The organism is Bradyrhizobium sp. SZCCHNR1098 (genome assembly GCF_032489375.1).
Taxonomy (GTDB): Bacteria; Pseudomonadota; Alphaproteobacteria; order Rhizobiales; family Xanthobacteraceae; genus Bradyrhizobium.
On the sequence record NZ_JAUEXY010000005.1, the window covers coordinates 18,673 to 31,028 of the forward strand.

Below are 12,356 nucleotides of genomic sequence, written 5' to 3' on the forward strand. Positions count from 1 at the left end.
CCTGCCATCCTAAAGGTCCTGTGCGGTCAAGAAAAGAACACCAGCCTCGCGTTAACAGGACTAATCGTGGAGTGTTGCCGCGTTGCACTTGACCTCCTGTGGCCGCCGCGGCACGGTCCACGCTCCCGGATCAGCCTTGCGGACGGCCCATGCGCGACTTCAGCTCACCTTTCAAGATGTTCGGCGCCGCCTGTGGCGCGCTGCTTGCCGCCATCGTCGCCACCGCCCCGGCTCAGGCCGCCAATCCGCTCGAGATGAACTTCTGGCTGTCCGGCCCGAAATATGAAGGCCGGGTCGCGCCTTGCGAGGCGGCCATTCCGACCATCGTCTCGCGATTCCAGGACAAGGAAAGCACCTTCTGGAATTCCTCGCTGACGATCACCGGCGTCGCCAATGTCCATGAGATCGCCTTCCGCCCCTGGCAGTCCGACAACATTCCGCGCCGCTTCTGCACCGGCAGCGTGATGATCAGCGACGGCAAGGCGCGCACCGTCAACTTCTCGATCATCGAGGATGGCGGCTTCGCCGGTTATGACCAGGGCGTCGAGTTCTGCGTCGTCGGCCTCGATCGCAACTGGGCCTTCAATCCGGCCTGCCGCGCCGCCAAGCCCTGATTCGACTTTGTCGGACCATCGGCCGCTCGCGCGGGCGGCCGGCTGACGAATGGCTGCCTCGGGGCGGCCATTTTTGTTCTTGAAATGTTCCCGCGTGCTGCTAGGCTCCTGGCATTGTCCGGGGAGTACGTCATGTTCGATTGCCTGCGCCGACCTGCCGTCCTGTTGTCCATAACGATCGCCTGCTTTGCCCTCTTGGTGGGTGTGCTCGCGGCTGGCTCCGCCGAGGCGCAGGACCGTCGCCAGAACGCGCCGGGCGCGTTCGACTTCTACGTTCTCTCGCTATCCTGGTCGCCCTCGTACTGTGCCGAAGCCGAGGAGCGAGGCGGCCGCGGCAACCGGTCCCAGCAGTGCGGCGGCCGGCCCTACTCGTTCGTCGTGCACGGGCTGTGGCCGCAATACGAGAACGGCTACCCCGAATATTGCGAGCAGCCGGCGCCGCGCCTGCCGCGCAACATCATGACCTCGATGCTCGACCTGATGCCGGCGCCGGGCCTGATCTACAACGAGTGGGACAAGCACGGCACCTGCGCCGGCCTGTCCGCGAAGGCCTACTTCGAAATCATCCGCAAGGCCCGCGCCGCCATCAAGATCCCGCCGGAATTCCTCGATCTTACGGAGGCCAAGACGGTGGCGCCGGGGGCGGTCGAGGAGGCCTTCATCAAGGCCAACCCCAAGCTCACGACATCGGGCATTGCCGTCACCTGCAACCGCACCAGGCTGAGCGAGGTCCGGATCTGCCTGTCGAAGGATCTGGAGTTTCGCAACTGCGACGAGATCGACCGCCAGGCCTGCCGGCGCGACGAGGTCAACATGCCGCCGGTCCGCGGCGGCTAGCGACGGCCGAATTGGGCGACCGCAGTGCGTCGGCCTGCGGCGCCTCTCGGCGCGGCGCTGATCCGATGCTCCTGGATCCATCCGGCGCATCGACGGGGTACCCTTTTGACGCGGAACGGCGTAACTCGTGCCGCATGAACTACCGACACGCCTTTCACGCCGGCGGCTTTGCCGACGTCATCAAGCACATCGTGCTGACGCGCATCCTGGTCTACCTCCAGGAGAAGCCCGCTGCGTTCCGGGTGATCGACACCCATGCCGGCGCTGGCCTGTACGATCTCACCGGCGACGAGGCCATCCGCAGTGGCGAGTTCCTCACCGGCATCGCTCGCGTGCTGCAGGCGCGCTTCTCCGAGCAGGCCTATGCACTCTTGTCGCCCTATCTCGACATCATCAGATCGTTCAATCCGAAGGCCGAGCTGGTTGCCTATCCCGGCTCGCCGCTGATCGCCCGGGCGCTGCTGCGGCCGCAGGACCGCATGACCCTTTGCGAGCTCGCACCGATCCCTCGCAAACAGCTGATCGATCAGTTGCGCCGCGACACCCAGGCCCGCGTCGTCGATCTCGACGGCTGGGTCGCCCTGCCCGCCTTCGTGCCGCCGAACGAGCGCCGGGGCGTGGTGCTGATCGATCCGGCGTTCGAGGCCAAGGATGAGTTCGAGCGGCTCGCCGATCGCTTTGCTGCGGCCTTCGCAAAGTGGACCACCGGTATCTACGTGCTGTGGTATCCCGCCAAGAGCCGGCGCGCGACGGAAGAGCTGACCGATCGCGTCGCGGCGCTCGCGGCCGCGGCCAAGCCGCCGGGCAAGGTGCTGCGGATCGAGTTCAGTGTTGCGCCGCAGATCGAAGGCGAGGCGCTGACCTCGACCGGGCTGCTGATCGTCAACCCGCCCTGGACATTGCATGACGAGTTGAAGCTCATCCTGCAGGAACTGCAGAAGCCGCTCGGCCAGGGCGGCGCGGCGCGCTTCCGGATCGAATTCCCCAAAGCTTGAAACGGCGACTGGTCGAAAAGCCGTAGTCAATCGGCGCGGAACCGTATTATTGTGTCTGATTGTAAGACTGGCTTTACGTTCCGCTTCCGCGAATGGTTGCGGCGGGGTGATCAAGGCCTAACAAGATCCAGACGATCCGGCGTGGCGAGCGCTGGGCGTTAAGGTGGCCAACGCTTTCCGATCAAAGTGATGTCCGGTCGGACGCTGCGCAGAGCGCGCAGTGGAGGAAGCATTGCGGGGGAGGAGTTTCCCGATGGCCATGACTGGGACGGTCAAGTTCTTCAATGGTGAGCGCGGCTACGGCTTCATCAAGCCGGACGACGGTGGACGCGACGTGTTCGTGCACATCACGGCGGTGGAGCGCGCGGGCCTGAAGGATCTGACCGAGGGACAACGGATCAGCTTCGAGGTCGAGCCGGACAAGAAGGGCAAGGGCCCGAAGGCGGTGAACCTGGTCCTGTCGTCTTAGGGCGAGCCCACCAGGCAACGGTTCACGCACCAGCGTGAGACTGCAGCCGCGGGCGCCTCGACGGCATCTCATTCGTTCGTTTGGAAGCTGCCGGCAGCGCCGCCGGCTCGCGTGCACAGCATTGCCGGCTCGTACGTGCAGGCCGCGCGCGATGCGCGCATGCCTCCAGATTGCACGGAGCGCTACGACAAAAGGGACTCCGACAAAAAAATCCCAGCCGCGCGAGCGGCCGGGAGGTTGTCGTTGGACGTTTCTTCTTCCTATTCCCTGGTTGCCATCAGAAGTGGAAGTTGATGCCTGCGCGCACAATTCCAAACCGATAGTCGTTCTTCGCCCCCGTGATCACGAAATTGCTGCTGTCGAGATCGACGTAGAGATACTCGATCTTGGCGGTCCAGTTCTGCGCCAGGCCGAACTCGGTGCCGGCGCCGAGCGTCCAGCCCACCGTGGTGTGCGATTCCGAAAGACCGAAGGTCTCGGCGCGCAGGCCGCCAAAGGCGAGGCCGCCGGTGCCGTAGAACAGGATGTTGTTGAAGGCGTAGCCGGCGCGGCCGCGCAATGTGCCGAACCACGGGTTCGAGAACTTCCACGGCGCGAAGGTGTCGTTGGCGCCGGTCAGGTTGATGTCGCCCTCGGCGCCGAACACCCATGGGCCGTTCTGCCAATTGTATCCCGCGGTCAGGCCGCCGGTGAGACCGGACGGCTTGGTCGGGTTGTTGCCGACGGTGCCCCATTCGTAGCCCAGCGTGCCGCCGAGATAGGGGCCGGCCCAGCTATAGGCGTTGAGGGGCTGGTTCACGGTATAGGGCGCGCCGCGCCCATAGCCGAGATCGGCCGCCTGCGCCGAGACCGATCCGAGAGCCGCCGCGCCAAAGCCCGCCGCGGCGGCAGCACCGACCAAGAACCTGTTCATCGCTCACTCCACGCAACTCGCCGTCACCACCCGGAGCATGCGCCGCGCGACTGTGCTGCGCGGGCCGACGTGGTTACGGAACTCTCGCTTCTTTCGTGAGCTTTTATCGAGAGTTTTAGGTTAAGCCGTTGTTAAGCCGGGTTACCCGGCCATTAACGTGCTTAACGAAGCGTTACCGCCCTGCCCTGTGCATGGCGCCATCGCAAGCTGGCGAGGCGGCGCGGCAGCGCTTAATTTGTTGGACATGACCACCCACAGCTCCGACCCATCCAAGGCGCCGACGCCCCCGAGCCGGCGTGGCGCCTCTGCCGACCTGCCCCCCGAGGCCATCGACACGCCCGACCTCGATCCCGCCGCCCCAGCTGCGGACGAGGACGATGACGGCCGGCTGCCGGAGCTGGCCGAGGAGAGCCTGGAGGCGGTCGGCGAGGGCCCGCTGGCGATCGGCCATGCCGCGATCGAGAACGCGGTGCGGCTGGCGCCGACCTCGCCCGGCGTCTACCGCATGCTCAACGCAGCCCATGACGTGCTCTATGTCGGCAAGGCCAAGAACGTCAAAAAGCGGCTGTCGTCCTACGCCCGCGCCAACGCGCCGCTGCCGGCGCGCATCCTGCGCATGATCGCCGCCACCGTGACTGTCGAGATCGTCTCCACCACCACGGAGACCGAGGCGCTGCTGCTCGAAGCCAACCTGATCAAGCAGCTCAAGCCGCGCTTCAACGTGCAGCTGCGCGACGACAAGTCGTTCCCCTACATCCTGATCACCGGCGACCATTGGGCGCCGCAGATCCTCAAGCACCGCGGCGCGCAGTCGCGACCCGGGCGTTATTTCGGTCCGTTCGCCTCGGCCGGCGCCGTCAACCGCACCATCACGGCGCTGCAGCGCGCCTTCCTGATCCGCTCCTGCACCGATTCGTTCTTCGAGAGCCGCACCCGCCCCTGCCTGTTGCACCAGATCCGCCGCTGCGCCGGGCCCTGCACCCAGGAGATCGACTTCCCCGGCTACACCGAGCTCGTGCGCGAGGCGACCGACTTCCTGTCCGGACGCAGCCAGGCGGTGAAGGCGCTGCTGGCGACCGAAATGGAGAAGGCGTCTGGCGAGCTCGAATTCGAGACTGCCGCTGTCTATCGCGACCGCCTCGCGGCGCTGTCGGCGATCTCCTCGCAGCAGGGCATCAACCCGCGCACCGTCGAGGAAGCCGACGTGTTCGCCATCCACCAGGAGGGCGGCTATTCCTGCGTCGAGGTGTTCTTCTTCCGCACCGGCCAGAACTGGGGCAACCGCGCCTACTTCCCGCGCGCGGAGAAGAGCTATCTGCCGGAGGAGGTGCTGTCGGCGTTCATCACGCAGTTCTACGACGACAAGCCGCCTCCGAAGCTGATCCTGCTGTCGCACGAGATCGAGGAAGCCGAGTTGCTCGCCGAGGCGCTGTGCGTCAAGGCCGGCCACAAGGTCGAGGTGTCCTGCCCGAAGCGCGGCGAGAAGAAGGACCTCGTCATCCATGCGCTGACCAATGCGCGCGAGGCGCTGGGCCGCAAGCTCGCCGACACCGCAACGCAGAGCCGCCTCTTGGAGGCGATGACGACGACGCTCGGCCTGCCGCAGGTCCCGAAGCGCATCGAGGTCTACGACAACAGCCACATCCAGGGGACCAACGCGGTCGGCGCGATGATCGTCGCCGGCCCCGACGGCTTCATGAAGAACCAGTACCGCAAGTTCAACATCAAGTCGGAAGGTCTCACGCCCGGCGACGACTACGCCATGATGAAGGAGGTGCTGCAGCGCCGCTTCAAGCGGCTGGTGTCGCCGTCGGAGAAGGACGTCGCGCGCGCGGCGAAGGAGGACGACGTGCCGCAATGGCCCGACCTCGTCATCATCGACGGCGGCCGCGGCCAGCTCAATGCCGTCCGCGAGATCTTCACCGAGCTTGGCGTCACCAACGTCGCGCTGATGTCGGTCGCCAAGGGCCCTGATCGCGACGCCGGCCGCGAGACGCTGTTCATCCCGGAGCGGGAGGCGATCAAGCTCGAGCCGCGCGACCCCGTGCTGTATTTCATCCAGCGGCTGCGCGACGAGGCACATCGCTTCGTCATCGGCTCACATCGCAAGCTGCGCAAGAAGGACATCCGCGAGGCCGGCCTGCAGGAGATCCCCGGCATCGGTCCGTCGCGCAAGCGCGCGCTGCTGCACCATTTCGGCACGCTGAAGGAGATCGAGCGCGCCTCGATCGCCGATCTCGGCAAGGTGCCGGGCGTGAGTGCGGAGAGCGCGCGGAAGATCTTCGAATATTTTCACAGCAACGCGGGTTGAGGCTGCGACCTCCCGATCCGGCGCAAGCCCGGTCCTCTCCGCCCGTTCATTTCGGGGGAGCCCGCAGCGAGCCCGGAATGGCGGAGCGGCCGGGCCCGCCGCCTCCCGACGGCGCTGCCAGCACGCAGAAAGTATTTTACCCGGATAGAAATATCCGATATACGCCCGGGTGATAATCAGGAGCCCGTCATGACCCCCGACCAGCGCAAGGTGGCCGTCGCCGCCTATAAGGAGCGCAAGAGCCCTGCCGGCATCTTTGCCGTCACCTGCGCCGCCACCGGCGAGCGCTGGATCGGCTGCGCGCCGGATCTCGACAAGATCCAGAACCGGCTGTGGTTCACCCTGCGCCAGGGCGGCCACCGCCGCGGCGGACTGCAGGCGGCGTGGACCGCCCACGGCCCTGACGCGTTCAGTCTTGAGGTGATCGAGACGTTCGATGAGGAGACGCTGGCCTATGTCCGCGACCGCGTGTTCGCGGAACGCCAGGCGCATTGGTGCGCGGTGCATGGCGCGGAGGCCATCTGAGGCTTCCGCTCAAGCATTCGCCCGGCTGTCACCGCACTGCAATAAGGTCGCGGCCACGCGTCGCGGCCGCCGATCTGGGCACTGGCGCGACCGCGTCCGGTTGCTTAATGAAGCGTTGCGGCTCGCGTTGCCTCGCGCGCGAGAGTTCCTATCTCCGCAAGGCTTTGTTGCGATTTGCGTCATATCTGCGTCATCCTGTCCGGGCGGCTCGGCTCGAAGGTTGACGTTCGCACGGCATCAGTATTGGTACACGGGATGAATATTGCGACCACACGCGTGCCCAGCAAGACGTCGACGTCCCTGCCGAACATCCTGACCTATGCGCGCATCGCCGCGATACCGGTCGTGGTCGGCTGCATCTACGCGCAGTCGGTCTGGATGTATCCTTTGTGGCTCCGCTGGGTCGCCGTCGCGGTGTTTATTGCGGCTGGGATCACCGACTATCTCGACGGTCATTTCGCGCGGATCTGGAACCAGCAATCGGCATTCGGCCGTATGCTCGACCCGATCGCCGACAAGCTTCTGGTCGCCTCCTGCCTGCTGATGCTGGCCGCCGACAGCACCATCCAGAACTGGTCGCTGTGGGCGGCCATTGTGATCCTGTGCCGCGAGATCCTGGTGTCGGGCCTGCGCGAATATCTCGCCGCACTGCGCGTCTCTGTGCCGGTGACCAAGGTCGCCAAATGGAAGACCACGATGCAATTGGTGGCAATCGGCTTCCTGCTCGCGGGCGAGGCGGGCGATGCCGCGGTCGCCCAGATCTCGACGGCCGTTGGCCCGATCGTGAGCGGGATCGGAATTTGGCTGCTCGGCTTGTCGGCGGTCTTCACCATCTACACCGGCTACGACTATTTCCGCGCCGGCATCCACCACCTCATCGAGGCAGACTAGCGATGAAGGTGAAGTATTTCGCCTGGGTGCGCGAGCGCATCGGCAAGGCCGAGGAGACCATCGAGCCGCCGGCGGATGTCCGCACGGTCAGCGAGCTGATCGCCTGGCTCAGCGCGCAGGGCGAGGACTACGCCTATGCGTTCGAAAAGCCCAAGGTGATCCGCACCGCCATCGACCAGACCCATGTGCAGCCGGATGCGGCCATCGCCGGCGCCCGCGAGATCGCGTTCTTCCCGCCGATGACCGGCGGCTGAGGCCGAGCGCCGGACCGGCAGACCAGGACACGGCATCATGACCGCGATCGTCACCGTCCGCGTGCAGCACGAGGATTTCGACACCGCCGCCGAGATCGCGGCGCTCAGCCATGGCCGCACCGACATCGGCGCCGTCGTCACCTTCTCCGGCCTGTGCCGCGGCAACGACCATGACACGCCGATCAGCGCGCTGACGCTCGAGCACTATCCCGGGATGGCGGAAGCGGAGATCATGCGCCATGCCGAACTGGCGATGACGCGCTGGCCGCTGCAGGGTCTGACCGTGATTCACCGATTCGGCCGGATCCGGCCGGGCGAGAACATCGTGCTGGTGGTGACCGCGTCGAGCCACCGCCAGGCGGCGTTCGAGGCCGCGGAGTTCCTGATGGATTATCTCAAGACCAACGCGCCATTCTGGAAACGCGAGGAAACCGAGGACGGCGGCAGCTGGGTCGAGGCCAGGAGCCACGATGACGCCGCCGCAGCGCGCTGGACAAGGTGATGGCGAAGACGGTCAAGACGGCAGCGCCGCGCAAGGCGGCGGCACTGAGGCTGCCGAAGGTCAATGCGGGCGAGCTGGTGAGCCTGCTCGACTACCTGCGCTACGCCGTGAGCTGCTTCCAGAACGCCGATCTGGTGTTCGCGCACGGCACCACCGATCCGGTGTCCGAGGCCGCCTTCCTGATCGGCGAGGCGCTGCATCTGCGCCCCGATCAGTTCGAGACCTTCGTCACGGCCCGGGTCACCGCCGCCGAAGGCAAGACGATCCTCGACCTGATCTCGGCCCGAATCACCACGCGCAAGCCGGCGGCGTATCTGGTCAACAAGGTCTATATGCGCGGCCTGCCGTTCTATGTCGACGAGCGCGTCATCGTGCCGCGCTCGTTCATCGGCGAGCTGCTGGAGACGCATTTCGGTGGCGCCGAGGGCGACGGCACCTCGCTGATCGACGATCCCCTGGCCGTGGACAGCGTGCTCGACCTCTGCACCGGCTCCGGCTGCCTGGCGATCCTGGCCAGCCGCCACTTCCCCAATGCGGTGATCGACGCGGTCGACATCTCCAAGGATGCGCTCGCCGTCGCGGCGAAGAACGTCGCCGCCTACGATCTCTCCGGGCGCGTCTCGCTGCACCGCGGCGACCTGTTCGCCCCCCTCAGCCAGCGCCGCTACGACCTGATCATCACCAATCCGCCCTATGTCGATGCTGAGGGCATGGCCGGCTTGCCGCGGGAATGCCGCGCCGAGCCGGCGCTGGCCTTCGATGGCGGCGCTGATGGCCTCGACATCATCCACCGCATCCTCGGCCAGGCGCGCGACCACCTGACCGCCGAAGGCGGGCTGTTGTGCGAGGTCGGCCGCGACCGTCCGCAGATCGAGGCGGCGTATCCCGACCTGCCGCTGCTCTGGCTCGACACTGAGGACTCCGAGGGCGAGGTGTTCTGGATCACCGCGCGCGATCTCGTCTGAGACGCGGCTGCCTGAGGCACACCCGCGCGGTTGGCGCGAAATGACGCGGCGACTTCCAATATGCGGCACAATCTGCTGCTGCTGTGCAGAATCCGCTCACCAGGGCAGCAGGAACGCCGGACCTTTGACATTTCCGTCTGCGCGCGAAGCTGATAACTTGCAGCCGGCCCGGATCAGCGGCTGACAACGTCGGCGTACGCATTCAGGCCCATCAAGCACGATCCGTTTCGGCAAGCTTTTCTGGCACCGGTTCGCCACCTTTCCGGATCATGCTGCCGCCGTCGCACAACCGTCCGAGAGGTCCCCATGCTGGACAAGAGCCCCCGCCCCGCCGTCACCGTTCCGAATGATCTTGCCGCGCATTGGATGCCGTTCACCGCGAACCGCGCCTTCAAGAAGAACCCGCGCCTGCTCGCCGGTGCCAAGGACATGCACTACATCACCGTCGATGGTCGCAAGATCATCGACGCTGCCGCCGGTATGTGGTGCTGCAATGCCGGCCACGGCCGCAGCCAGATCGCCGAGGCGATCGGCAAGCAGGCCGCGGCGCTCGACTACGCGCCGCCGTTCCAGTTCGGCATTCCCCAGGCCTTCGAGCTGGCGAACCGCATCGCCGACCTCGCGCCCGCCGGCCTCGATCACGTGTTCTTCTGCAACTCCGGCTCGGAGGCGGCCGACACCGCGCTGAAGATGGCGCTGGCCTACCACCAGATCAACGGCCAGGGCAGCCGCACCCGCCTGATCGGCCGCGTCCGCGGCTATCACGGCGTCGGCTTCGGCGGCACCTCGGTCGGCGGCATCGTCAACAACCGCAAGCTGTTCGGCACCTTGCTGACCGGCGTCGACCACATCCCGGCCACCTATGACCGCGAGAAGCAGGCCTTCACCAAGGGCGAGCCGGAATACGGCGCGCACTTCGCCGATGAGCTCGAGAACCTCGTCAACCTGCACGGCGCCAACACCATCGCCGCCGTGATCGTCGAGCCGATGGCCGGCTCGACCGGCGTGATCCCGGCGCCGAAGGGCTATCTCAAGCGGCTGCGCGAGATCACCCAGAAGCACGGCATCCTCTTGATCTTCGACGAGGTCATCACCGGCTTCGGCCGCCTCGGCTACGCCTTCGCCGCCGAGCGCTACGGCGTGACGCCTGACCTTCTCACCTTCGCCAAGGGCGTCACCAACGGCGCGGCCCCGATGGGCGGCGTGCTGGTGCGCGACACCATCCATGACGCCTTCATGAGCGGCCCCGAGCACATGGTCGAGTTCACCCACGGCTACACCTACTCGGCGCATCCGATCGCCTGCGCCGCCGGCCTCGCCACGCTCGACATCTATCGCGACGACAAGCTGTTCGAGCACGCCCGCGCGATCGAGCCGAAGTTCGCCGACGCGGTGATGTCGCTGAAGGGCCTGCCCAACGTGCTCGACATCCGCACCGTCGGTCTCACCGCGGGCATCGATCTCGCCTCGCTGCCGGACGCGGCCGGCAAACGCGGCTACTCGGCGATGGAGACCGCTTTCCACGACAACGACCTGATGCTGCGCATCGCCGGCGACACGCTGGCGCTGACCCCGCCGCTGATCGTCAGCGAGGATCAGGTCGGCGAGATCATCGAGAAGGTCGGCAAGGTCATCAAGGCCGTGGCGTAGGCCGCGCGACGATAAAACGTCAGCAAGCAAAATGGCGGCTCAAAGAGCCGCCATTTTTATCTGCGGGCGCCTCGCCCCAGCGGAGCATTTGCTATGCTTCCATAGTCGCCGAACTATCCGTTCCCTCCCCCCTTGTGGGGGAGGGGTAGGGAGGGGGGTAGCCTAGGATGCCGCAAGCAGTCGTGAGCGACCGCCAGCGCAACAGAGCGAAGCAACTTCGCCAAGCGATGACGCGTGCCGAGACGCTGCTATGGAGGTATATCAAGGCGAACCGAATGGACGGCGTGAATTTTCGCCGTCAGGTACCAATTCAAAACTATATCGCGGACTTTTTCTGCTTCTCGGCAAAGCTCGTGATCGAGCTCGACGGCGAGTCACACGATTTCGCTCAGCGCCAAGCAAAAGATGCCAAGCGCGACGAGTTCCTTGCAACCGAAGGATTTGAAGTCCTTCGGTTTACCAACGCGCAAGTGACGTCGAACCTCGAAGGCGTCGTTGAGGCGATCCGCCAGGCCCTTGCCAATCAAGCCCGCGGCCTACCCCCCTCCCCGGCCCTCCCCCACAAGGGGGGAGGGAGCGGAGAGAGTTGCGCGAGCGGCAAAGACGACACGCGCGACAAAAGCCCCAAGAGGACCAGAGGCAGGCAGCCATGACATTCACGCTGTCCTAGCTTAAGGACGATCTCGACGTTGCGCCGCAGGGAGAGGCAACGGCGCCCGATCTGCACCCGCCTTCCCGCCGGGAACCTTCGCAAATCCTCCACGTTCATGTCGCGAGCCGGCGGTTTGCGCGGCGAACGGATTGTCGGAGGACGCGCATGCTTGCACCGCCAGGAGAGCTGTTGCGCTTGGGACTCGAGCAGAGGCTCAACCGCGTCAAGCGCGCGACCCAGTCCTACATACGTGACCGCGCGCGACAGGCCACCGGCACCGTGACGTCCTACGCCGTCGCGGCCGGGATGTTCGCCACTGCGGGCGTCTTCCTGATCGCCGCCTGCATTGTCGGGCTGGCGGCGCTGTTCCGCTGGGTGGAAATGACCTACGGCCTGTTCACCGCGTTCGCGGTGGTCGGCGGCATCCTGGTCGCGCTGGCGGTGATCTGCGCGATCATCGCCGCGGTGAAGCTCCGCAGCCCGTCGCCGCATTATCCTTCACTCTCCAGCCGGCTGCGCGTGGCGATCGCCGCGCCGGTGGCCCAGGAACCCGATGCGGACGAGATCGATCCCGACACCATCCCCTTGGCGCCGTCATCGACGTCGCCGAATCACGCGAGCGGAGTTGCGGGCGCACTCGGACGGGTCAACGTGCCCGTCGGTGTCGCCGTTGCGGCACTGCTGCTCGGCGTGGCCGCCCTGCGCAGGCGTCACCGCAGCAAGTGAGCCTGCCCGGACAGCGACAGGCGCGGTTCGACGGACATCGAAGCATAACCGG

The 12,356-nt window shown here is 66.0% G+C and carries 14 protein-coding genes; 13 read left to right on the plus strand and 1 reads right to left on the minus strand.

The features are described from left to right. Positions 1-149: 149 nt before the first annotated feature. From QX135_RS12735 to QX135_RS12750, 4 genes are all read left to right on the plus strand, one after another. The gene (locus QX135_RS12735) at positions 150-614 is read left to right on the plus strand and encodes a hypothetical protein (protein WP_315713599.1); all 465 of its coding nucleotides are present in this window, start codon (positions 150-152) and stop codon (positions 612-614) included. A gap of 132 nt (positions 615-746) precedes the next feature. Then, entirely contained in the window at positions 747-1,451 is a 705-nt protein-coding gene (locus tag QX135_RS12740) for a ribonuclease T2 (RefSeq protein WP_316181747.1), read from the plus strand. Between the two features lie 134 nt (positions 1,452-1,585). Continuing rightward, positions 1,586-2,446, plus strand: a complete 861-nt coding sequence (locus QX135_RS12745; RefSeq protein WP_315754756.1) for a 23S rRNA (adenine(2030)-N(6))-methyltransferase RlmJ — start codon at positions 1,586-1,588, stop codon at positions 2,444-2,446. Between the two features lie 253 nt (positions 2,447-2,699). Beyond that, on the plus strand, positions 2,700-2,915 hold the full coding sequence (locus tag QX135_RS12750; protein WP_006612991.1) for a cold-shock protein: 216 nt from the start codon (positions 2,700-2,702) through the stop codon (positions 2,913-2,915). Between the two features lie 277 nt (positions 2,916-3,192). Here the strand turns inward: QX135_RS12750 and QX135_RS12755 are convergent, their stop codons facing one another. Further along, complete coding sequence (locus QX135_RS12755) at positions 3,193-3,828, minus strand: porin family protein (RefSeq protein WP_315779010.1); 636 nt, start codon at positions 3,826-3,828, stop codon at positions 3,193-3,195. Between the two features lie 244 nt (positions 3,829-4,072). Here QX135_RS12755 and uvrC point away from each other — a divergent pair, with 244 nt between their 5' ends. The 9 genes from uvrC (at position 4,073) to QX135_RS12800 (ending at position 12,304) form a co-directional block, all read left to right on the plus strand. Continuing rightward, positions 4,073-6,139 (plus strand): excinuclease ABC subunit UvrC, encoded by a 2,067-nt coding sequence (gene uvrC, locus QX135_RS12760; RefSeq protein ID WP_316181749.1) that lies wholly within the window; start codon positions 4,073-4,075, stop codon positions 6,137-6,139. 189 nt (positions 6,140-6,328) lie between these two features. Then, positions 6,329-6,664: a GIY-YIG nuclease family protein gene (locus QX135_RS12765; protein WP_315736604.1), complete on the plus strand. Its 336-nt coding sequence runs from the start codon at positions 6,329-6,331 to the stop codon at positions 6,662-6,664. Positions 6,665-6,919: 255 nt separating this feature from the next. Beyond that, complete coding sequence (gene pgsA / locus QX135_RS12770) at positions 6,920-7,555, plus strand: CDP-diacylglycerol--glycerol-3-phosphate 3-phosphatidyltransferase (RefSeq protein ID WP_315796101.1); 636 nt, start codon at positions 6,920-6,922, stop codon at positions 7,553-7,555. A 2-nt stretch (positions 7,556-7,557) separates the two neighbouring features. Continuing rightward, positions 7,558-7,809, plus strand: coding sequence for a molybdopterin converting factor subunit 1 (moaD, locus tag QX135_RS12775; RefSeq protein ID WP_315736602.1), 252 nt, complete (start codon positions 7,558-7,560; stop codon positions 7,807-7,809). A 37-nt stretch (positions 7,810-7,846) separates the two neighbouring features. After that, positions 7,847-8,311: a molybdenum cofactor biosynthesis protein MoaE gene (locus QX135_RS12780; protein WP_316181752.1), complete on the plus strand. Its 465-nt coding sequence runs from the start codon at positions 7,847-7,849 to the stop codon at positions 8,309-8,311. Then, on the plus strand, positions 8,311-9,276 hold the full coding sequence (prmB, locus tag QX135_RS12785) for a 50S ribosomal protein L3 N(5)-glutamine methyltransferase (protein WP_315736600.1): 966 nt from the start codon (positions 8,311-8,313) through the stop codon (positions 9,274-9,276). Before QX135_RS12780 ends, prmB begins: the two co-directional genes overlap by 1 nt. Before the next feature lie 306 nt (positions 9,277-9,582). Further along, on the plus strand, positions 9,583-10,926 hold the full coding sequence (locus tag QX135_RS12790; protein ID WP_316161632.1) for an aspartate aminotransferase family protein: 1,344 nt from the start codon (positions 9,583-9,585) through the stop codon (positions 10,924-10,926). Positions 10,927-11,108: 182 nt separating this feature from the next. After that, positions 11,109-11,579, plus strand: a complete 471-nt coding sequence (locus tag QX135_RS12795) for an endonuclease domain-containing protein (protein WP_316186541.1) — start codon at positions 11,109-11,111, stop codon at positions 11,577-11,579. A 164-nt stretch (positions 11,580-11,743) separates the two neighbouring features. After that, on the plus strand, positions 11,744-12,304 hold the full coding sequence (locus tag QX135_RS12800; RefSeq protein ID WP_316186543.1) for a phage holin family protein: 561 nt from the start codon (positions 11,744-11,746) through the stop codon (positions 12,302-12,304). Positions 12,305-12,356: the final 52 nt, after the last annotated feature.